20 protein-coding genes, 1 tRNA gene and 2 pseudogenes are annotated in these 19,618 nt (G+C 42.9%); 10 read left to right on the top strand and 13 right to left on the bottom strand.

Annotation, left to right across the window (positions count from 1 at the left end):
* Positions 1 to 105 precede the first annotated feature (105 nt).
* From PLE7327_RS24685 to PLE7327_RS02655, 3 genes are all read left to right on the top strand, one after another.
* A complete protein-coding gene (locus tag PLE7327_RS24685; protein ID WP_186005361.1) occupies positions 106 to 249 on the top strand; it encodes a hypothetical protein in 144 nt (47 codons plus the stop codon).
* A gap of 222 nt (positions 250 to 471) precedes the next feature.
* On the top strand, positions 472 to 972 hold the full coding sequence (locus tag PLE7327_RS02650) for a GbsR/MarR family transcriptional regulator (RefSeq protein ID WP_015142319.1): 501 nt from the start codon (positions 472 to 474) through the stop codon (positions 970 to 972).
* A 964-nt stretch (positions 973 to 1,936) separates the two neighbouring features.
* The gene (locus tag PLE7327_RS02655) at positions 1,937 to 2,629 is read left to right on the top strand and encodes a Coq4 family protein (protein ID WP_051036372.1); all 693 of its coding nucleotides are present in this window, start codon (positions 1,937 to 1,939) and stop codon (positions 2,627 to 2,629) included.
* Positions 2,630 to 2,748: 119 nt separating this feature from the next.
* On the opposite strand, the gene PLE7327_RS26320 is transcribed toward PLE7327_RS02655, so the two are convergent.
* The 5 genes from PLE7327_RS26320 to recN form a co-directional block, all read right to left on the bottom strand.
* Complete coding sequence (locus PLE7327_RS26320) at positions 2,749 to 2,919, bottom strand: hypothetical protein (RefSeq protein WP_371265289.1); 171 nt, start codon at positions 2,917 to 2,919, stop codon at positions 2,749 to 2,751.
* Between the two features lie 212 nt (positions 2,920 to 3,131).
* Positions 3,132 to 4,310: a molybdopterin-synthase adenylyltransferase MoeB gene (gene moeB, locus PLE7327_RS02660; protein ID WP_015142321.1), complete on the bottom strand. Its 1,179-nt coding sequence runs from the start codon at positions 4,308 to 4,310 to the stop codon at positions 3,132 to 3,134.
* Between the two features lie 149 nt (positions 4,311 to 4,459).
* Positions 4,460 to 5,380, bottom strand: a complete 921-nt coding sequence (locus PLE7327_RS02665; protein WP_186005362.1) for a bifunctional 2-polyprenyl-6-hydroxyphenol methylase/3-demethylubiquinol 3-O-methyltransferase UbiG — start codon at positions 5,378 to 5,380, stop codon at positions 4,460 to 4,462.
* A gap of 112 nt (positions 5,381 to 5,492) precedes the next feature.
* On the bottom strand, positions 5,493 to 5,948 hold the full coding sequence (locus tag PLE7327_RS02670; RefSeq protein ID WP_015142323.1) for a Mov34/MPN/PAD-1 family protein: 456 nt from the start codon (positions 5,946 to 5,948) through the stop codon (positions 5,493 to 5,495).
* Between the two features lie 15 nt (positions 5,949 to 5,963).
* On the bottom strand, positions 5,964 to 7,772 hold the full coding sequence (gene recN, locus PLE7327_RS02675) for a DNA repair protein RecN (protein WP_015142324.1): 1,809 nt from the start codon (positions 7,770 to 7,772) through the stop codon (positions 5,964 to 5,966).
* A gap of 230 nt (positions 7,773 to 8,002) precedes the next feature.
* Between recN and PLE7327_RS02680 the strand changes: the two genes are divergently transcribed.
* From PLE7327_RS02680 to PLE7327_RS22515, 3 genes are all read left to right on the top strand, one after another.
* Complete coding sequence (locus PLE7327_RS02680; RefSeq protein WP_015142325.1) at positions 8,003 to 10,021, top strand: AarF/ABC1/UbiB kinase family protein; 2,019 nt, start codon at positions 8,003 to 8,005, stop codon at positions 10,019 to 10,021.
* A 76-nt stretch (positions 10,022 to 10,097) separates the two neighbouring features.
* The gene (locus PLE7327_RS02685) at positions 10,098 to 10,298 is read left to right on the top strand and encodes a hypothetical protein (protein WP_015142326.1); all 201 of its coding nucleotides are present in this window, start codon (positions 10,098 to 10,100) and stop codon (positions 10,296 to 10,298) included.
* A 92-nt stretch (positions 10,299 to 10,390) separates the two neighbouring features.
* Complete coding sequence (locus tag PLE7327_RS22515; RefSeq protein ID WP_051036373.1) at positions 10,391 to 10,600, top strand: type II toxin-antitoxin system VapC family toxin; 210 nt, start codon at positions 10,391 to 10,393, stop codon at positions 10,598 to 10,600.
* Positions 10,601 to 10,899: 299 nt separating this feature from the next.
* On the opposite strand, the gene pgsA is transcribed toward PLE7327_RS22515, so the two are convergent.
* Together pgsA and PLE7327_RS02700 are read right to left on the bottom strand one after the other, a co-directional pair.
* Positions 10,900 to 11,442, bottom strand: coding sequence for a CDP-diacylglycerol--glycerol-3-phosphate 3-phosphatidyltransferase (gene pgsA, locus PLE7327_RS02695; RefSeq protein ID WP_015142327.1), 543 nt, complete (start codon positions 11,440 to 11,442; stop codon positions 10,900 to 10,902).
* Between the two features lie 102 nt (positions 11,443 to 11,544).
* Positions 11,545 to 12,219: a sugar transferase gene (locus PLE7327_RS02700; RefSeq protein WP_015142328.1), complete on the bottom strand. Its 675-nt coding sequence runs from the start codon at positions 12,217 to 12,219 to the stop codon at positions 11,545 to 11,547.
* Between the two features lie 250 nt (positions 12,220 to 12,469).
* Here PLE7327_RS02700 and PLE7327_RS02705 point away from each other — a divergent pair, with 250 nt between their 5' ends.
* Positions 12,470 to 13,009 (top strand): DUF4278 domain-containing protein, encoded by a 540-nt coding sequence (locus tag PLE7327_RS02705; protein ID WP_186005363.1) that lies wholly within the window; start codon positions 12,470 to 12,472, stop codon positions 13,007 to 13,009.
* 194 nt (positions 13,010 to 13,203) lie between these two features.
* Here the strand turns inward: PLE7327_RS02705 and PLE7327_RS02710 are convergent, their stop codons facing one another.
* The 5 genes and pseudogenes from PLE7327_RS02710 to PLE7327_RS26325 form a co-directional block, all read right to left on the bottom strand.
* Positions 13,204 to 13,392, bottom strand: a complete 189-nt coding sequence (locus PLE7327_RS02710; protein ID WP_041392677.1) for a DUF2949 domain-containing protein — start codon at positions 13,390 to 13,392, stop codon at positions 13,204 to 13,206.
* A 638-nt stretch (positions 13,393 to 14,030) separates the two neighbouring features.
* On the bottom strand, positions 14,031 to 14,741 hold the full coding sequence (locus tag PLE7327_RS02715) for a hypothetical protein (protein ID WP_015142332.1): 711 nt from the start codon (positions 14,739 to 14,741) through the stop codon (positions 14,031 to 14,033).
* Positions 14,742 to 14,786: 45 nt separating this feature from the next.
* Positions 14,787 to 15,251: a hypothetical protein gene (locus PLE7327_RS02720; protein ID WP_015142333.1), complete on the bottom strand. Its 465-nt coding sequence runs from the start codon at positions 15,249 to 15,251 to the stop codon at positions 14,787 to 14,789.
* A gap of 22 nt (positions 15,252 to 15,273) precedes the next feature.
* Entirely contained in the window at positions 15,274 to 16,506 is a 1,233-nt protein-coding gene (locus PLE7327_RS02725) for a MotA/TolQ/ExbB proton channel family protein (RefSeq protein WP_217523316.1), read from the bottom strand.
* Between the two features lie 313 nt (positions 16,507 to 16,819).
* A pseudogene (locus PLE7327_RS26325) lies at positions 16,820 to 17,088 on the bottom strand (sensor histidine kinase); the annotation flags it as partial.
* A 173-nt stretch (positions 17,089 to 17,261) separates the two neighbouring features.
* Between PLE7327_RS26325 and PLE7327_RS02740 the strand changes: the two are divergent.
* Together PLE7327_RS02740 and hypE are read left to right on the top strand one after the other, a co-directional pair.
* Positions 17,262 to 17,723 (top strand): annotated as a pseudogene (locus PLE7327_RS02740) (cupin domain-containing protein).
* Positions 17,713 to 18,816, top strand: coding sequence for a hydrogenase expression/formation protein HypE (hypE, locus tag PLE7327_RS02745; protein WP_041391806.1), 1,104 nt, complete (start codon positions 17,713 to 17,715; stop codon positions 18,814 to 18,816). Before PLE7327_RS02740 ends, hypE begins: the two are co-directional and overlap by 11 nt.
* Positions 18,817 to 19,020: 204 nt before the next feature.
* Here the strand turns inward: hypE and PLE7327_RS02750 are convergent.
* Positions 19,021 to 19,092: transfer RNA gene (locus PLE7327_RS02750), tRNA-Cys, on the bottom strand.
* 174 nt (positions 19,093 to 19,266) lie between these two features.
* On the opposite strand from PLE7327_RS02750, the gene PLE7327_RS02755 reads away from it, so the two are divergent.
* A complete protein-coding gene (locus PLE7327_RS02755; protein ID WP_015142336.1) occupies positions 19,267 to 19,605 on the top strand; it encodes a hypothetical protein in 339 nt (112 codons plus the stop codon).
* Positions 19,606 to 19,618: the final 13 nt, after the last annotated feature.

Below are 19,618 nucleotides of genomic sequence, written 5' to 3' on the forward strand. Positions count from 1 at the left end.
TCTTTCCGGTTTTTGAGTATTTTACCCGATGGGGTGACTAAATAATTCGTAATTCGTCGCTGCTCGGAGGCGGGAGCTACGTGCGCGGCGGAGAGTAATTCGTAATTGAAGGGGTACGAGCAAGCACGAGCTTGTAATTACGAATTGCCGCAAAGCGGCTTGACAACCGAGCTAGAGAGTTGGCTGGATAAAGCGATCGCGTCACAAGTCGGTATGAGTCAGTATCATTTGGCGCGTTTATTGTTCTAAACGTTTAGTATTGACTAAACAATTAAAATGATTTAATCTAGATTGAGAAGCTCAATTTTTCTTGTCGTGACTAAAATCAGGCGAGATAGGAGATACTATGCTAGTAATGCTGGTCAATGCCAATCCAGCTAAAACTGCGATCGCAATTAAGTTTTTAAGATGGAATTAAGGATTTATTATTCCGCCTGGGTTTGATGCAAGCTATATTACTGAGAGCTAGTTTTGGACGAAGAGCAACGTCAGTTTGAGATTAAACGACTCATTGAGGAATCGGGTCTTTTATTTGAGATGGAGGGATTGCCTCGCATGGCGGGGCAGATTATTGGTCACTTGCTCTTTTCTCGATCGCCTCTAGTTTCCAGTGCAGAACTAGCAGAAGCGCTTCAGGTTACTAAGGGTGTCATTAGTACAACAAGTCGCCTTCTCATTCAGGTAGAACTGATCGAACGAGTTAAATTAATGGGCGATCGCCGCGATTATTTCCGGCTAAAAAAACGTCCCTGGTTCCACTCGTTTAAGCAAGAGTTATATCTAATCTCAGCTTACCGTCAGATGGCTCAGCGGGGGTTGCAGGCGATCGAAGACTACGAAAGCGAACGCAAGGAAGCACTCCAAGAAATGTTTGAGTTATATTCCTTCTTAGAACGAGAATTTCCGGCTTTAATTGACCGATGGGAGCAAGAATGGGCAACCAAACAAAGTAAAAATTCTCAAAAGAAATAGTTGCCCTGAATTATTGCATCAATTTTTTTAACTTTAGTGTTTAGATGTTTATAAACAATTAAAACTAAAAAAACTCCAAGAACGGTACTGAGGTTATTGCTATGAAATCGCTCATTTTCAGTAGTTTATCGGTTTTGATGTTGTCTTTTGCGATCGCTGCTAGTACCAACGCACAATCTGAACCAGTAACCCCTTTTAACTTTTGGGGGGTTCGGGGGGCAATAAGTCCCGCGCTGTACTCGAAGAGTCAGCGTCGGGATACATGGACACCCCGCGCCCGACGATGGGGTTCGATCCCCTGAGGCGGGCAAATCTACGTCATGTATCTTCATAGAATCTTTACACAGTAAGGGCTTGAGTTGACGGATAATATAAATAGCTCAGAAATCAACCGAGCCTTGGCGAAATACACGAGTGAACCAGCCGTTCGTGTTGGCGTATCCAACCTGTCTGTGAACATAAATCGGAGTAGCTAAGGAATCTGAGTCAACCAATAAAGAGTACCCAAGGACTTTGGGGAATCGAAAATGCCTATGCAGTCGAGGACGCGGATGCGCCACCTGCGGGCGCATCATCTGAGCGTCCGTCGGTCTGTCGGGGAATAAGTCATAAGGCTGTTCTAGATAAGAGACGAAATGCCAGCAATGGAAGTAACTAGGAATGCCCTATTGTGAGGTAGGGAAGCCGTCGCTATACTCGAAGAGTTAGCGCACGGAGGATGTCACTCTGGCTCATTTAGCTCGTCAAGGATATTTCCAGGAGCAAAGAATTCCTAGCTACAGTGCTTTGTGTGCTGCTGTGATGGCAAGGCGAGTTAGAGCGAAATATCTTGTCAAAGCTGCGATCGCCCAAAATCGACTCTCACCCAAAATGCTTAATGACAAAAGCTATTTGGATCGCATAGAAATCCTACTTTATCGCACTTGTCGGCGAATTTAGTTCAGTTTTTGTCCTATCGCTTGAGATCGATTACTCACCTTTGATTATTCTCAAAGCCTTCTCTGCCATGTTGACTGGAGAAGAAAGTCTAGATTCAGTGGGGGAATTAACTGCTGCCTTGCTCGAAACTCCTGCATTTGAATTAGCCGCGAAGTCCCTTAAAGCCGATCCAGCCTGTGCTGCGCTCATCCGCGATCGCTATATTCCACCTGCTCACAATTTAGATGAGCTATTGCATTACCCTCAAGATTCGTTGGGATATATATACGCCTACACGATGAAGGATAAAGGGTTCGATCCCGATCTCTACTCTCATATGGCAGCAGATTCAGATGCAAGTTATGTTGAACTACGGTTGAGTCAAACCCATGACATTTGGCACATTATCGCGGGATTTGATACCTCCTGTGCGGGAGAGATTGGGTTGCAGGCATTCCATTTATCCCAATTTCCCTACCCCTTAGCAGCGATGTTGATTGCCAACAGCCTAATATCTAGTACACTCCTTGCGCCCAAAGAACTGCCAAAGTTAGTACAAGAAATCGATCGCGGTTTGCAAATGGGGAAGCAGGCGAAATCTCTATTTGCCCAAAAGTGGGAACAAGATTGGAAAAAGCCACTCATTCAGTGGCAGAGGGAATTAAACATCAGGATCTCAAGCGCGATCGCGTTTAATCCAAAGATAGGGAATTCATCAAGTAAATCTAAAAAATCCTAACGGCTAGCTTCTCCATCGGTAGGTAATGTATAACTCAGTATCAGCGTATAGCATCTGGTGCAAGTGTTTTGTTAGACCTTACTATCTTACTTATGAGAACTGCCGCGAAAACGATCGATCTACCTCCATCGTCCGTTGGGGTATATTTCTATGATATTCTCCTCGCCTGCTAGAAAAAATACATTTCCTGTTCGTTCGTCCATACGAACTATGTTGACAGGTAAGTAGAGCTTAGTGAACCAGCAGCACAATATGTAGCACTGCGTTCTTTGTTCTGGCGTAGGAATAATCTGAACTCCTCAACATCACCTCATTGCAGGAGTATAGCACCCTCCATCTTACCAAGCCCTTTCCAACTATTTTTATTCTTCAACCAACAGTTAGAGCGATCGCTTCTTAAACTTGGATGGGAGAACGTTTAGTTATTTGGTCTTAAGCAAGTAGGGGCAATTCTTTGCGAACCGCCCCTAATGAAATAGGATAAAAAAACCGAAAATTTTAATCAGTATTGCGGCACGCTGGGATCGATTTCCTTACTCCAAGCAGTAATTCCGCCTTTGACGTTGATGCCTTCAATACCTGCTTTTTTGAGGATGCCCAATGCTTTGGCAGAACGTCCTCCCATCTTGCAGTGGGCGATTAAGCGATGACCGTTGACCAGTTCTTTGACTTTCTCGATACCCGAACCATTTTCGATCTCAGGCAACGGAATTAAAATCGACCCTGGAATTTTGGCAATTTCGTATTCATTGGGGTTGCGAACGTCAATTAAAACGTAACCATCCGCACCGCTGTCGATGAGTGCTTTTAACTCCTGAACTGTCATTTCTGAAATTTCCATCTGCTGTTGCGCCTCCTGTGCTTTTGCTTGGGGAATGCCGCAGAATTGCTCGTAGTCAATCAGTTTCTCAATCGGAGCAAGATTGGGATTGCGTCTGAGTCTCAATTCCCGAAACGTCATATTCATGGCGTTGTACACCAGCAACCGTCCGCTGAGGGTATTTTCTGGGGGTACGCCCAAGATAATTTTAATCGCTTCGGTAGCTTGAATCGTACCGATGACCCCAGGTAAAACGCCTAAAACTCCCCCTTCCGCACAAGAGGGAACCATTCCTGGCGGTGGCGGTTCTTCGTATAAATCGCGATAATTGGGTCCGTCTTGGTAGTTAAAAACGGTTGCTTGTCCGTCGAAGCGGAAAATGGAACCGTAAACGTTGGGCTTATTCAAGATGACGCAAGCATCGTTAGTGAGATAGCGGGTGGGGAAGTTATCGGTTCCATCGATGATGACATCGTAGGGTTTGAGAATATCTAAGGCATTCTCGGAGGTGAGGCGGACTTCATATAAGTCCACCTGACAGTAGGGGTTAATCTCCAGAATGCGATCCTTTGCCGATTGAATTTTCGATTTCCCTACCCAAGAAGTTCCGTGGATGATTTGACGCTGCAAGTTGGAACTATCGACTACATCAAAATCAACAATGCCGATGCGTCCGATTCCCGCAGCAGCTAAATAGAGTAGTAAAGGCGAACCAAGTCCACCCGTACCGACACAAAGTACGCTAGCAGCTTTAAGGCGTTTTTGACCTTCTAGCCCGACTTCTGGCAGGATAATATGGCGAGAATATCGTTGATACTCTTCTTTAGAGAGTTCTATTTCTTCTAAGTTCGGATTTAACATAGCAGTTGCCTGACAAACAATATCGCTTTCTCTAGAGGACTTCAGCAAATGTTCTTAAATGCCTTATTCGGTCTGCCAATGGCTTCTCTAGACGATCGCTTCCTTTCGTTTCTGCAACACAAGGCTCCAAAAAAACTAACTTGGAAGGTTCATGGTCGTATTGCTATGATACCAACAGAGTCATATTTCTTTTCAGCAGAAGCCAATAAAGAAAAAAATAAGTGTTTCCAGACGCGGATTTGGGAGATTCTCTTCGGTAATGGACGGGCAGCGGTTTGAGCTCGAGCATCTCTAAGGCGATCCCAAATCGAAGCCTGTGTATTAATCCAGGAATTACTAAATTGCCGAGTAAAGCCTCTAAAAAATAAGGACTGCGTCTTAAACCCCGATTTCTCGCAAATTGTACGCAGACTTGTAGGTGTAAAGAAGTTTAGGTGGCGCGGTATATCGAGAAAGGGCCAAGTGACTCCATCATAAGACAGTTGCAGCGCACAATTGTTGGGGACTTCGCAGATTAACATCCCACCCGAACGAAGTAGCTGGTATGCATTCCTTAAAGCTACTAAAGGATCGAGGCAATGTTCGAGAACGTGTTTGATAATAACAAGATCGAAAGAGCGCGACATAATGGCTGTGGGAATTTCTTCTGCTGTCCCAGGATAAACATCTAGGTCTTTGAGAAAGGCAAGCGCTTTTTCATCGGGTTCTATCCCGCAAACCTTATGTCCGATCTCTTTTAGTTGTTGTATTAATTCGCCGTTGCCGCAACCGATTTCACAAATCCTAGATATTTTACCCGCGAGGCAGCGATCGATAAAATTGGCTGTTATTTCAGTTCCTCGATCGAATTTCCAGGCAATATTAACGCGAAGCCGATCTAGAAAGGTATTTTTTTCACTTTCTGTAACATGATTGCTTCCGTGAGTATAATAAGCTTTCAAATCGTAAAAGCTTCGTACCGATTCTCGATCCGGACGCGGCATTACAAGTCCGTATTGGGATTCCTCACACCAATAAATTTCTCCATAGGGAGTGGGTTTGCCTTTCAGCCAATCGATAGGCATAGACATCCAAGGTTTCATCGCCTTATCTGATAGCGGACATCTAGGCGATTGAGCGAGAATTGTCATGGTTGGTATAATTACCAAAGGTTTTAAAATTGTGAACCAATAGGAAAATTAGCTATAGTTGGTTAGAGAAATTGTTTTCAGGTTTAAATTGACGATTTTCATCCAAAAACCAACTGCGTATCTCTACGGCACGTCCCTGACTTAGGGATATTATCATATACGAGTATTGCTGCCAAGCGATCGCGCGGTCAAATTCTGAGGGAATGGCGGGATGGTCGGGATGAGAATGATAGATGCCAATAATAGATAAATTGCGATCGCGCGTTTCCTTCTGTACCCGAAGCAAAACCTCTGGCGCAATGCTGAAGCGATTTCGCTTACTCCCAGCCTCTACGGACAAAAACTCTGCTGCTTCTGCATCCCAGCTATTTTCTGTCGCTATCACTTCTATCAGAATTTTGTTTTCTCCCTCAATCTTCCCTATCAGCAAACCGCAACATTCTTCAGGATAAGTGTTTTCTGCATGAGCGCGAATTTGTTGGATTTGTTCTAAAGTAGCTCGAATCATATAATCATATTGAGATTAACGCTTTCTCCTCCCTCTGCGCCTCTGCGCCTCTGCGTGAGACTCTCCTACGCTCAACCCTTTCGCCGCTTGAGCTTTCGCCAACAAAGACTCTGCAAACGCGATCGCATCTTCTGCCGAATGTCCTCCTGTCAGTTGTGCCAGTTCCTCGCGCCGCATCTGAAGATTTTCTAGCGAACTCACCCTTACAACCGTCCGAATTTCTGGCAGATGACTCTGACCGTTATTATCTTGTATGTCCGAGGGGAATTCTTCAATAATTTGTTTATCTACGCGAAAATGGGAATCTGCCATTGCTGCTACTAAGGGTTGGTGAGTAACGCACAAAACCTGATGTTTTTGACTTAAATGATGAAGTTTTTCAGCAATTGCCTGAGCGACTTTTCCCGATACTCCCGCATCGATTTCGTCAAAAATTAACGTCCCCGATTGCTTTTCGGAGTCAGAAAAACACGCTTTGAGCGCGAGTAAAAATCGGCTCATTTCGCCGCCAGAAGCGGTACTAGCAAGCGGTTGAATTTTTTCTCCCGCATTGGGACTAAAATAAAAAACAACGCGATCGCTACCCGTCGCAGTGGGAGGGCAAGGATCGATTTGACACACAAAAACTACCTTATCCATTGCCAAGGGTTTTAATTCTTCAGTCAACTGTTTCTCTAATTTAGTAGCGACTTGTTGGCGTAACTTGGTTAGCTCTTGACAAGCTTGATTTAAATTTTCTCGAGCGATTCGATCTTCAGCTTCTAATTTTTCTACCGATCGATCGCTATCGGTTAATTCGGCAAGTTCTTGCTGTAGTTGTTGATAATAGGAAATGACTTCGGCTAAACTCGCTCCATATTTGCGGCAGAGGCGTTTTAGGAAAAGAATTCTTTCTTCTACTTCTGCGAGTCGTTCGGGATCGGCTTCTAATCCGTCGCCATAGGTATTAATTTGATGTCCCGCTTCGATGACTTCATTGAGTGCCATTCTAATGATTTCTAGAATCGGTTCGATCCCTTCGTCATATTTAGTCATGTCCATTAAGATAGATTCCGCTTGTCCCAATAGATCGGCAACGGCGGGTTGTTCGCTATCGCTTTGGTAGAGAATCTGGTTAGCCTGATAGCTCAATTGTTGCAAATCGACGACATGAGCGAGGCGATCGCGTTCTTGTTCGAGTTGTTCGAGTTCTTGTGGATCGCTCAAGTTAGCAGACTCTAGTTCTTTGACTTGATAGTTTAGTAAATCTAGTCGTTGTAGTCTTTGCTGCTCCGATTGACGGCGTTTTTCTAAAGCCGATCTAGCCGCTTGAGCGATATTATAGGTAGAGGCGACTATTTCGCGCTGTTGCCAGAGGGGTGTGCCACCATAGAGATCGAGCAACTCTCGTTGCATGCTAGAGTCCATTAATTGCACGGTTTGACCCTGAGCGGTAATTTCTACCAGGCGATCGCGCAATTTCGCCATCAACTGACGATTAGCGAGTATGCCATTGATCCGAGAACGCGATCGCAAAGAATCTCCCACAACGGTCAATTCTCTAGAGCAAACCACGCTTTCATCCTCTAACAGATCGATCTCTAACTCTTGAAGCCAAGCTCGAACGTCGGCATTAACCCGAAACGTCGCTTCTACAATTGCCTGTTGAGCGCCTTGCCGAATTAGGCGGTTATTCGCTTTCCCCCCCAAAGCAATGTCAATTGCATCTAAAATAATCGACTTTCCCGCGCCTGTTTCCCCAGTCAGGACGGTTAACCCCCGACTGAATTCCAGTTCTAGTTGGTCGATCAGAGCAAAGTTTTTTATCCGCAAGCAAGAAAGCATTTTAAATTCTGAATTCAAAATAGAGAATTCTAAGAAGCGATCCCCTTGTCAACTTCCCTTGGAGTAAAGTGAAATCAGTTATTATAGCTTCCTAAACTACTCACACTTTATTTAATTTACCAATACGACTTGGAAGGGAAGTTGTTACAATAGTTTACAAAGAGAAAAGACAAACTATATCCTAACCTTTTATTAAAAGGGTCTATCTGCAAACGCCTGGATTTAAGCTTATGTCACAAACTACTCTATCGCCAACGTTACAATCTCTTGAGATTGTAACGATTGAAGATCGGCCGCTGCACATTCCAGAAAAACACAGAGAAAACTTAGGACCGGTAAACGATAAGGATCCTGAAAGTTGGCGCTACCATCCAGACGTTATTAATACCTATTATCGCTCTCGTCCCTTCCAGGTTTTAGGACGATTGATTGAGATTGTTTTGCCGCTTATTTTTTTTGCTTTCAGGCTATGGACGGACAAAATTAGCGGAAGACTCGAACGCAATCAACAAAAACGAGCTATTCAACTCAGAGAAATGTTGACGAATTTGGGACCTACTTATATTAAAGTAGGGCAAGCTCTCTCGACGCGACCCGATTTGGTCCCACCAGCTTATCTTCAGGAATTAACCACGCTACAAGATCAACTACCTTCATTTCCTAATGAAATTGCTTATCGCTTTATTGAAGAAGAACTCGGTGCCAAACCAGACGAAATCTATGCAGAACTGTCTGAAAAACCGATCGCGGCTGCTTCTCTAGGACAAGTCTATCAAGGACGGTTGAAAACAGGAGAAAAAGTTGCCGTTAAAGTTCAGCGTCCCGATTTAGCTCGACGCATTACTTTAGATATTTATATCATGCGTTCTTTGGCTGGCTGGGCGCAGAAAAATCTTAAGCAAATCCGTTCCGATTTAGTAGCAATTACTGACGAACTCGCCAGCCGAATTTTTGAAGAAATGAATTATTGCCACGAAGGAAAAAATGCAGAAAAATTTGCCGAACTCTATGGGCATCTTCCTGAAATTTACGTGCCTAAAATTTATTGGGAATACACGGGACGGCGCGTTCTGACAATGGAATGGATCGACGGGACAAAACTAACTAATATTAAAGCCATTGAAGCACAAGGAATTAATGCCGCCCATTTAGTAGAAGTAGGCGTTAATTGTTCTCTACGCCAACTGCTAGAACACGGTTTTTTCCATGCCGATCCTCACCCTGGCAATCTATTGGCTACGACCGATGGAAAATTAGCTTATATAGACTTTGGCATGATGAGCAATATCAAGCCTTATCAACGCTACGGTTTGATCGAAGCAGTCGTGCATTTAGTGAACCGAGATTTTGAAGCTTTGGCTTATGATTATGTCAAGTTAGATTTTCTTAAGCCCGATACCGATTTAAGTCCAATTATTCCTGCTTTAGCGAAGGTATTTGGAAATGCTTTAGGAGCAAGCGTAGCAGAGTTAAATTTCAAAAGCATCACCGATCAAATGTCGGAAATGATGTATGAATTTCCCTTCAGAGTTCCGGCATATTATGCTTTAATTATTCGTTCGATGGTAACTTTAGAAGGAATTGCGATCGGCATTGACCCTAACTTTAAAGTTCTGAGTAAAGCCTATCCTTATATCGCTAAACGCTTGCTTACCGATCCTTCCCCGCAATTGCGATCGTCCTTGCGCGACCTCTTATTTAAAGAAGGTAGTTTTCGCTGGAATCGACTGGAAAATTTATTGCGAAATGCCAAAAATTCTCCCGACTACGATTTCAGTAGCGCACTAAATCAAGCAGTCGATTTTCTCTTTTCGGATCGCGGTACATTTATTCGGGAAAAATTAGTCGATGAATTAGTTAATGCGATCGATATTTTTGGTCGTCGAACTTTGTTTAATTGGTCGGCTGCCGTTCGCGAACAAGTGGGAGTAGCCGTGCAAGAAACTCCCCCAGAGTTGAGGAAGAATTCTCAGACTATCGAACATCTAAAAAACATCTTGCGTATCTTGCAAGAAACGCCCGGATTCGATCCAATGCATCTGCTAACCATGCTAACGCAACTGGTAACTAAGCCAGAAACTCAACAAATGGGTCAACAAATAGTCGAGAAATTAGTGCAAAAAGCGATCGCGAGATTCATTCGCAGCCTCTTGTTAGAACAACCTCAAGACCCTCAAAACGGTACTTATAATTATTCCGATTCTCAGAAAGCGCTTCCATCAGCAGCTTTTCGTTCATGGGAATGGTAAAGTTTCTGGGATCGAAAGATTTATCATATAAATTAGACAAGCATCAATAAGTGAAAAATAGATGGATCGAGAATGTATGAATACGAAATTAGTCAATTCTTTAGTCCAAATCATTCAATCTCTTACGCCAGAAGAACAGGCGCTTTTAGAGGAAAGGCTTCAATCTAAAAAGAATTGGCAACAAGAATATCAAAAATTATTGGAGGTTCGGGCAAAAATTTTTGCTCGTCGTAAAGGGAAGCCTCTCGAACCAACCCCAGAAGAAATCATTCACTAAATGCGAGAGGATCGCACCGAACAATTAATGCAAGCGTGTTTTCCCTCTTTAGCTCGCTCGGAAGATCGACAGCAGGATGATAAGTTCTAGTCATGATTTGTGTCGATACGAGTTTTATTATCCGGCTATTGACTAGCCAAGATACAGATTCTCCCTACGACCAAAGGTGGAATCAATGGCAAGCGTCAAACGCTACCATCGTTGCGCCTACCTTGATTATGTATGAAGTTAGTAATGGGTTGTATCAGTACAGTAGAGCCGGACAAATTACCATAGAAGAAATAGAACAGCTTGTGGAATGAGCTTTGAAGCTCGGCATTAGATTTTATGGAGATGCTGACCTTCACAGACAAGCATTGAAAATCGCGCAGCATTATAATATTCCGGCGACTTACGACGCTCATTATCTGGCTTTAGCAGAACGCTTGGGCATAGAGTTATGGACTGTGAAAGCGAAGCCGCTATCCGAGCATGGGCCTGGCTTTAGCAGAACGCTTGGGCATAGAGTTATGGATAGCCGACCAACGGTTATTTAATGCCGTACATTCCTCTTTGTCCTGGGTGAATTTAGTTAGTCGAGGATGCTAGAAATAGCAAATTTTTAGCCGGCTGAAGAGGAATAGCTACTTTTTTGGGGTAACAGATAAATAACGCCAGAAATCAAAGTAAGAAGAACGGAAATCCAAAAAGCGACCAGTGACGGGATAGTCCATGCTTCTGATAATGGGGCAATCAAAAGCGCAACGGCGATTATTTGACTGACAGTTTTTAGTTTGCCCCAGAAATTAGCACCTTTAATAGAGCTTTCGCCTGTCAAATTGGGATTGACGCGCCACCCCGCGATCGCCAATTCTCGTCCTAAAATTAAAAAAACTCCCCAAGCAGGAATTTTCTCTAACTCAATTAAGACTAACAGAGTAGCTAGTACCAGTAACTTATCTACCAAAGGATCGAGAAACTTTCCCAGTTCCGTTATTTGGTTGAGTTGGCGTGCTAAATAGCCATCAACCCAATCAGTACTAGCTGCTAACAAAAAGATTGCCAAGCCAATCCAGCGATTTTGAGGGGTTGGCACCTGTAAAAAATAGAAGATAAATGGCAATCCTAATAGACGAGAAAACGTGATCCAGTTTGGTAAGTTCATCGGTCAAGGTAAAAGGCAAAAGGTAAGAATCAAAAACAGTAATTTGCCCTTGCAATTCTCTCTCTATTATTTTGCCTTTTTACTTCTAACTTTTTACTTTCCTCAATACGCTCCTCGACCCGCGAATACGACGGCAATCGTCCTGAAAATCAGATAGAGGTCGTATAGAATAGACCATTGGCGTTGGTAGTCGATATCCATGCGAACGATATCTTCAAAATCTTTTACGTTAGAGCGACCCTTGGCTTGCCATTCTCCGGTCATGCCCGGTTTGACCTTAAGACGCTCGAAATGATGGCTGTCATATTTTTGAACTTCATCGGGGGTAGGCGGGCGAGTTCCTACCAAACTCATTTCTCCCATCAAAACGTTCCAAAATTGGGGCAATTCATCTAAGCTAGTGCGACGGAGAAATCTGCCAACGCGAGTAATGCGAGGGTCGTTTTCGTTTTTGAAGATATGTCCTTGAGCTTGATTTTGAACTAAATGTTTTTTTTGGTCGGCATCTACTACCATGGAGCGAAATTTCCAGATTCGGAAGGGTTTTCCCCTCAACCCACAGCGAACCTGACTGTAAAAAATAGGGCCCGGACTGGTGACTTGCATTGCAATGGCAATGGGAACGGTCAAAATAGCAGTAATTCCTAGTCCTACTAAAGCTCCTGCAATATCGATTAAGCGTTTCCTTTTGCTATAGACGGAGGGATGAACTGCTTGCTCTGCGATCGGTTGTTCTAGGTAAGATGTCCGAATTAGAGAGCTAACGGATGAATGCATAGAGGTTCTTGTCAGGATATCGTGGTTAATTCTATATAGGACTACAAGCTGTAATAGTTATTATTCGTATTTATTATGGAGAATTCGCCAGCTAAAAGCCAGAAAAAAATCAAAACTTCACGGAAACTTTAAATTTATTGCCCATTTTTTTAAATTTTTTATGAAGATAGGTGCGTCAAGGCTAAATTATGTACTTAAGATTACGGAAAATATCGAGCAGATCTAAGACATAAAAAAATAGGATAATTAATTGAATTCACTGAATTCACAAAGTAGCGATCGCTTTATATACTCGCTAAAACATTTCTACTTTGGCATCGAGGTAGCAATTATGCGCTGGCTTTTCTTGATTCCCCTAACTACTGGTCTGATAAGTGGCTACATCTCTCAAAAATCCGCCGATGAAATCGCCTATTTAACTGGCGCATTGACGATTATGAGTCTCCTTGCATCTCTGGTTATGGCACCCTGGCAAGTTCAGCTTTTAATACTTGTTTTGGTTTTTATTATTGTCAGACAATTCTGGTTGAAACTAGAGTTTGAAAGTCAGCTTGAGACAGAACAGCAAGAGAAAGCCGACGTTTTCCGTGTTACTTCTACACCCAATGAAGTTGAGAGAAAAACGATCCGCAAGTATCGCGGTGTCACCTACGAACCTCCGGCTTCTACCAGTAGCGTCACTGAAGTGGAGATAGAAGGAAAGTATCGCGGAGCTACTTGTAAAGTACATTATCTTCAACAAACTTCCGATCCGCTACACAAGCGCGATCTAGATCTAAAGGAACAGTAATGAATTTAAACGCGCTTATAGCTATCGAGGCTTTGAGGGAAAAAAAGAGCGGGTCTTAAATCGACCCGCTTTGAAGTTATATTTGAGGGTTTTGGCAATCGATGTTTTAAACCGAAATCCAGAGAGAAATAGTTGTCTCTAAAATTGAGTTGTCCAGACATTAACGATTTACTCCTTGCCAATGTTCGCTGACGTTAAATCTCTTCGAGCCAGTCATAAATCCGGTCTAATTCTTCTAGGGTGATTAAACCGTATTGCCAGAGAATCATTGGCAGCGGACCTCGATCTTGTTCGGCAGATCGTTGTGCGATCGCTAGGGAATCGGCAGGCAAAGCCAATTCTTCTTGTAAAAAGCGCAGTAAATGAGAATGAGTAACGTTCATATTTTTTTTCACATCCTTATCTTCAAACTCCATTTTTAAATGAGATGATTTCGGAAAATAGATCGTCTCAGCCAGTCTTTAGACTGTCTACTCGATTTTTGGGGACGCTACTTATTAAGATGTCATTTCAGAGTCTTTGCGCCTACGATCTAAATCACACGCTAGATAAGATCCTGCTCGACTTAGGCTGTGATTAGCTTCTTTTACCAGCCTCAACTGTAAAGCCACTCCTCCAAAGAGCGACCGGAATTTTTTGCTGAGTCTTAGAAAAGAAACTCATGACTTTTAGAGGAAGAAGACTTCAAGCTTGACTTGCTTTCGATCTTAGAACTTTTGCTTAACTCGTCTATCAGTCCAGAGAGTTAATTTTCGTACTTGCCGCGATTAACTAACCTCACACCAATGAGCGATCGATTGGGTTACGTGTCAGAGTTCCCAGCGATCTACCTCAATCCTAGACAGCAGAGACTCTTAGAATAGACAGTCCAAGCACGAGTAGCCTGAGATTTTTTCCGAATATATTGTTATAGTGTAATACACAAATTTTTTTTCGTTCCATCTAATTATTCTAAATTTAGGAATTTTTTAATAAGTAGCGCTAAACAGCGATCGCGTCTATTTTAAGTATTTATCCTAATCTATTGCACGCCCACCGCTCTGCCGCCCGAACCGGAAATGTTAAAGACAATCGATTTCTCTACTGACTGAGGTTCCCAACCGATTTCAAAGCCTTTTTCCCAAGCTTGTTGTCTGGCGGCGCGAAAAGCAGAAAAGCTATCCGGTCTGACGATAAAAGCGAGATAATCGGTTTGAGGATTGAGCTTTTTTAAGACGGTTCCGAATTCGGAATCAGATTTGGCGATTTCTTTGATCGTTTCGCCGCTATTTTCTCCTGTGGGTTCGTACATTATGGCATCTACGCCAACTAATCGCACGTTGTAATTTTTCGTCTGTGCTCGAAAGCCTTTCAATCTCTCGAAGACTTTATTCGTGCAAACTTCGTATTCTTCTATATCGCTGAGATAGTATTGGTAGAAATCTGAATCCAGATTCTGAGGGATATCGGGGCGATCGCATCTGGGCAAAGATGAGACTAAAATAGTTAGCTGGCGATCGATTGCTGCATCGTCTAGATAAGTAACTCTCTTGCCGCGAACCTCAAAATAGTGTGCTTTTTTCTCACTTTTAGAAACTAAAGGAGTGCGAATTGTCGTACTGGCTTGAATCGAGATCAGACTAATAAACAAGCTGATAAACATTAACACTCCGACGGTATTAGTCAGAATATCTAAGAATGAATCTAAATTTTGGGTGGGACGGGCAGGTTTTAAATGTCTTCTTCGGTTCATTTGGGTTTCTAGATCCTGACTGGTAATACAGTAGCTTGAAAAAGATTAATTATTTATTTTAAGTTTCCAATCTTTTTCAATGGGTTCGTAACCGATATCGATTTCTTCTTTTTCGATTAAATCTCTAACTTTTTGAAAAACTTCAAGCCCATCTGGTCGGAGAGCAACGATTACATACTCGCGATCGCGTTTTGCTTTTACTTCGTTAATCAAGTTAATTAAAGCAGAATTTGGCTCTTCCAAATTTTCTTGGGCAACAAATTTTTGACTGGGATGAATAATCACTCCGTCTCGGCGACATTCAATATAGTGAGGAGTTTTACTTCTATTTTTACCAATTTCATTGGTTTCATTTTTAGCAACTATGGTCACTTCCCGTTGGCTGGTAAAAAGCTGCATTGTTAGAACGATAATTAAGAGAATTAACGTCCCAATAGTACAAGCAAGAACAGATAGAAAAGGAAATAATTCTGTTTCAATAGATTGATGAGAATGAGAACGTCTGCTCATAATTGAATACTAATTTTGGATTTTATTCTTCTGAATCGACGAATGTAATAATGCGGGGCTTGCTCATTTTTTCTAATGCGGGCTTAAGCTGGATCAAACTTTCTCTAATTTCTATTAGTGCCTGATTTAGATAGCGAGCTTGTTCTAGCGAGGCTAAAACCCGTTCTAGACTTTGTGTAAGTCGATTGATTTCTGATAGTTGCATGGCTGCTTTTTCTAAATCAGCTATGCGAGTTCCTAGCATTTGCGAAGCGCGTTCGAGTCGAGCGCTAATTTGTTGCGTTTGACTGACAAAACTTGTTGACATTTCTGCATGAGTTGTTTTTACTGTCCCAATTATAGCGCGAATTTCTCCCAGCAAATTTTGATGGATTTCTTTCTGTTTTTCCAAAACAGATACATTATTTCCTTCGATCGCTTCAACAATGCTGCGAATTTCTGCGATCAAGTTTTGATTGGTATTTTTTTGTTTTTCTAAGGCAGTTGTATAAGCATATCTGTCTTCAAGAGCCATACGATTTACTTGACCGATTTGTTCGATAAGTTTAGAATGAACCTCTTGCAGTTTGCTCACTTCGCTGACGAAGTTTTGGGCTAAAGTTGCTACTGCTTGTCGAGCATATTCATGGGCGGGTTTAATTAAAGCTTCAGGCTCTGGTAAATGTTCTTTAACAGCTTTATCGATCGCGCGATCGATCGCTTGTTCGTCGAGATCGGTTTTATCTTTAAAACGAGGCAGAAGGTGGTCGTTAATATAAACATCAATTCCCAATAATAATCGAGATTCAAGACGCTCGAGCGCTACTAAGGGAATCATCACTAAAACGCTAAGAAATAAGGCTAATAGCGTCGTATCAAAAGCAATTGCCAAACCAGTAGTAACCGTTCCAATTCCTTCTTTAATTTGCTCGACATCTGCCGCTTTTTCTAGTAACCCAGAAAATCCATTAACGGCTTCACTTATCCCGAAAACCGTGCCGATAAATCCTAATAAGGGAATTGCCCAAATCAAAATGCGCGGGAAAGTATAGGATGACTCCGAAGCACTAACATAAAAAGATGAATCATCTAAAGCTAATTCTGATGCTGCTTTTCGATTGCCTGACTGAATATAAGTAGCAATAACGCGGCTGCAACGAATTGCAATTAAACGACCATCTCTTGCTAGAGTTTTTTGTACTTGTACGATATCTTTAGCATTGGGATCGCCTAACTGAATAGTTTCAGGAATCCAAAAATTTTTGAGTGCTTTCAACTCTTTTTGCAACTTGATAAACTTGAGAAAATTTAAAGTTGCTACAATACATGCAAAATAGATTGCAAAAGGTTGGGTCAGACCTCGGTCATATAATAGAATACCAATAAAAGAAGTTCTAAAAGGAAGTACAATTAAATAAATAGCTATTGTTATAAGCAAAGCAATTAATGAAACTGTTAAGAGATCGACATCTAATTTTTTGCGTTCAAAATCTCCAGACGTATTATTAGATGCTTTTTTCATGCTAAGTAATTATTAACAAATCCTAAAAGTGCATTAACGTTAAGTCTAACGCACTCGATCGCGAAAGTTAAGCGATTCGGTTAGAGAAGGGAAAAGTAACGCTAAAGGTACTTCCTTTGGCAGGTTGAGAATGCAAGGAAATGCTGCTGCCCATTCCCTCCACCAGGGTTTTGACAATCGAGAGTTCCAATCCCGTCCCGCCCCTCCCGTGGTCCGACTGCGGGATTCATCGACGCGATAGAAGCGTTCAAAGATGCGAGCTTGTTGGAGCAGAGGAATGCCAATGCCGCGATCGCTGACTTGCACGATCGCTTGCGTCTTTTGTCGAGCCAACTGATTAGATATCAAAGTTTTTTAGCACGACTTTATGAAGAATTTCAGAGTAAGAGTAAGGATATCATTCATCCAAACGGTAAGCTGGAAACAAAACCGTGGAGTATGAAAGAGTTCGTTGTCATCGATCCTGCTGAAGTTTGCCTCACGTTGTATAAACCAGCTAGCGCGTAATTATGATAATCGACCCTAAAGACGTACCCGAACGAAGAGGTTCAAATTACCCCGAACAATTTAAATCCCTAGTCGCAGGAAGAGTAAAGAAACGGTTGGGGAATGTGGCTAAGCTCAAAAATTTTGGGGTCAATCTAGTCAAACTCAAACCGGGAAGCCGTTCTGCGCTGCGTCACTGGCATACGAAACAAGATGAATTTATCTATATTTTGGAAGGTGAAGCTACGCTAGTAACCAATGCTGGCGAACAAATTTTAAGATCGGGAATGGCAGCAGGATTTCCGGCAGGAGAAGCAAATGGTCATCATTGACTCAATCATTCTAGTACAGATGTCATTTACTTAGAGATTGGCGATCGCACTTGCCATGATATAGTCAATTACCCCGATGATGACCTAATTGCTACAGCTCGCGCTGGCGCTTGGATTTTTATGCATCGAGATGGCAGCTCCTATGACTCATAATCCAACTAACCCGACTCATCATCCCCTTTTCCAAAAAGTCGAACGGGTTCGTCGCCGTCGCGCCAAGGTACGGGATACTAACATTACCCTCGCTCACGGTAGCGGCGGTAAAGCAATGCGCGACTTAATTGACGATATTTTTGTCGGTAGCTTTGATAATCCCCTACTGGCAGAACTAGAAGACCAAGCTAGGATCGGTTTAGCAGAGTTACTCGCTGCTGGCGATCGCTTGGCTTTCACGACCGATTCCTACGTCGTCGATCCGATTTTTTTCCCAGGCGGCGATATTGGTTCCTTAGCCGTACACGGCACGGTAAACGATCTCGCCGTCAGCGGCGCAAAACCTTTCTACCTTTCCTGTAGTATGATTCTCGAAGAAGGATTGCCCGTAGACGCGCTGCGTCAAGTAGCTAGAAGTATGAAAGCGGCGGCTGATGCGGCTGGCGTAAAAATCGTCACGGGCGACACGAAAGTCGTTCATCGAGGTTCGGCTGACAAAATTTTTATTAATACGACAGGAATTGGCGTAATTCGCCCTGAAGTTTCCATTTCTGCTCGCAACCTCCAGCCGGGAGACAAAATTATCGTCAATGGCTATCTCGGCGATCATGGGGCAGCTATTTTAATTGCCCGCGGCGAACTTGCCCTCTCTAGCGCGATCGAAAGTGATTCTCAGCCACTCAATAGCTTAGTCGATGCCATTCTCGATGTTTGCCCAGAGGTTCGGGCAATGCGAGATGCCACGCGCGGCGGACTGGCAACGGTACTCAATGAATTTGCCCTCAGTTCTGAAGTAGGAATACGCCTGTATGAGTCTTCAATGCCTGTGCGGGAAGAGGTTCAAGGCATTTGCGAACTATTGGGACTCGACCCCCTATACCTAGCCAATGAAGGCAAGTTGGCGGTAGTTGTTCCTGGCGATCGCGCCCAAACCATTCTAGCTGCTATGAGGGCACATCCTGCCGCAGGAAAGGCAAGTATTATCGGAGAGGTTATCGATTCGCCGCCGGGAGTGGTGCTGATGCAAACTTTATTTGGCACCGAACGCATCGTAGATATGTTGGTTGGCGATCAACTTCCAAGAATTTGTTAGGGATGTTTTCTCATCATTGAATTGGAGATCCTAGTTGACTGACAAAACTCAAATCGTCCTCACCCCAACCCCTCTCCCGCTCTGGAAGAGGGGGTTTCAACTTAAGACTTTTGCCTGAATTCCCTTCACCTCTTGTGAGAGAAGGGATTTAGGGATGAGGAGACAAAGATTTGTAAGCCAACCAGTTGCAGATCTCTTTAATTAAGGCGACACCCGGATTCGAACCGGGGAATAAAGGTTTTGCAGACCTCTGCCTTACCACTTGGCTATGTCGCCACTTTAATGCCTATATTAGTATAGCAAAAGCTATGCGGTTTCTATAGAAGGAACTTTTTTCTATAAGGCGGTCAAAGTAGGACTATTTGACCAGATTAGAGCAAAGGACTACACTTTCGGGGGACAGGTGTTTATTTTGGCTTGCCAGGAAAGTTTTTCTCCTAATTAAGTGTTATGAAAACAGTACTGCATACCCTTTTTTTTATCGGTATCCTGGAACTAACCCTATCTTCTCCAGCAAAAAGCCGAATATCATCCGTAGCTCAAGCTTCATCTACTCAATATACTTTTGAAGATTATCGAAAAGAATGCCTTCAACGAGCGACTAGGGAAAAATTACCCCAAGACGTAGCTGAAGATTTATGCAATTGCACGATTAATCGATTTCGCTCTCAGTATACACTTGAAGAATTTAGATCGTTAGTAAAAAAATCTAAAAATAATACAGCAGCAGCAGAAACCCTAACAGCAGTAGGAGAGTCCTGTTTTGAGGAAGTTATGTACGAGGAATAACTTGATAGAACCA

Origin of the sequence: Pleurocapsa sp. PCC 7327 (genome assembly GCF_000317025.1) — a bacterium.
Taxonomy (GTDB): Bacteria; Cyanobacteriota; Cyanobacteriia; order Cyanobacteriales; family Microcystaceae; genus Hydrococcus.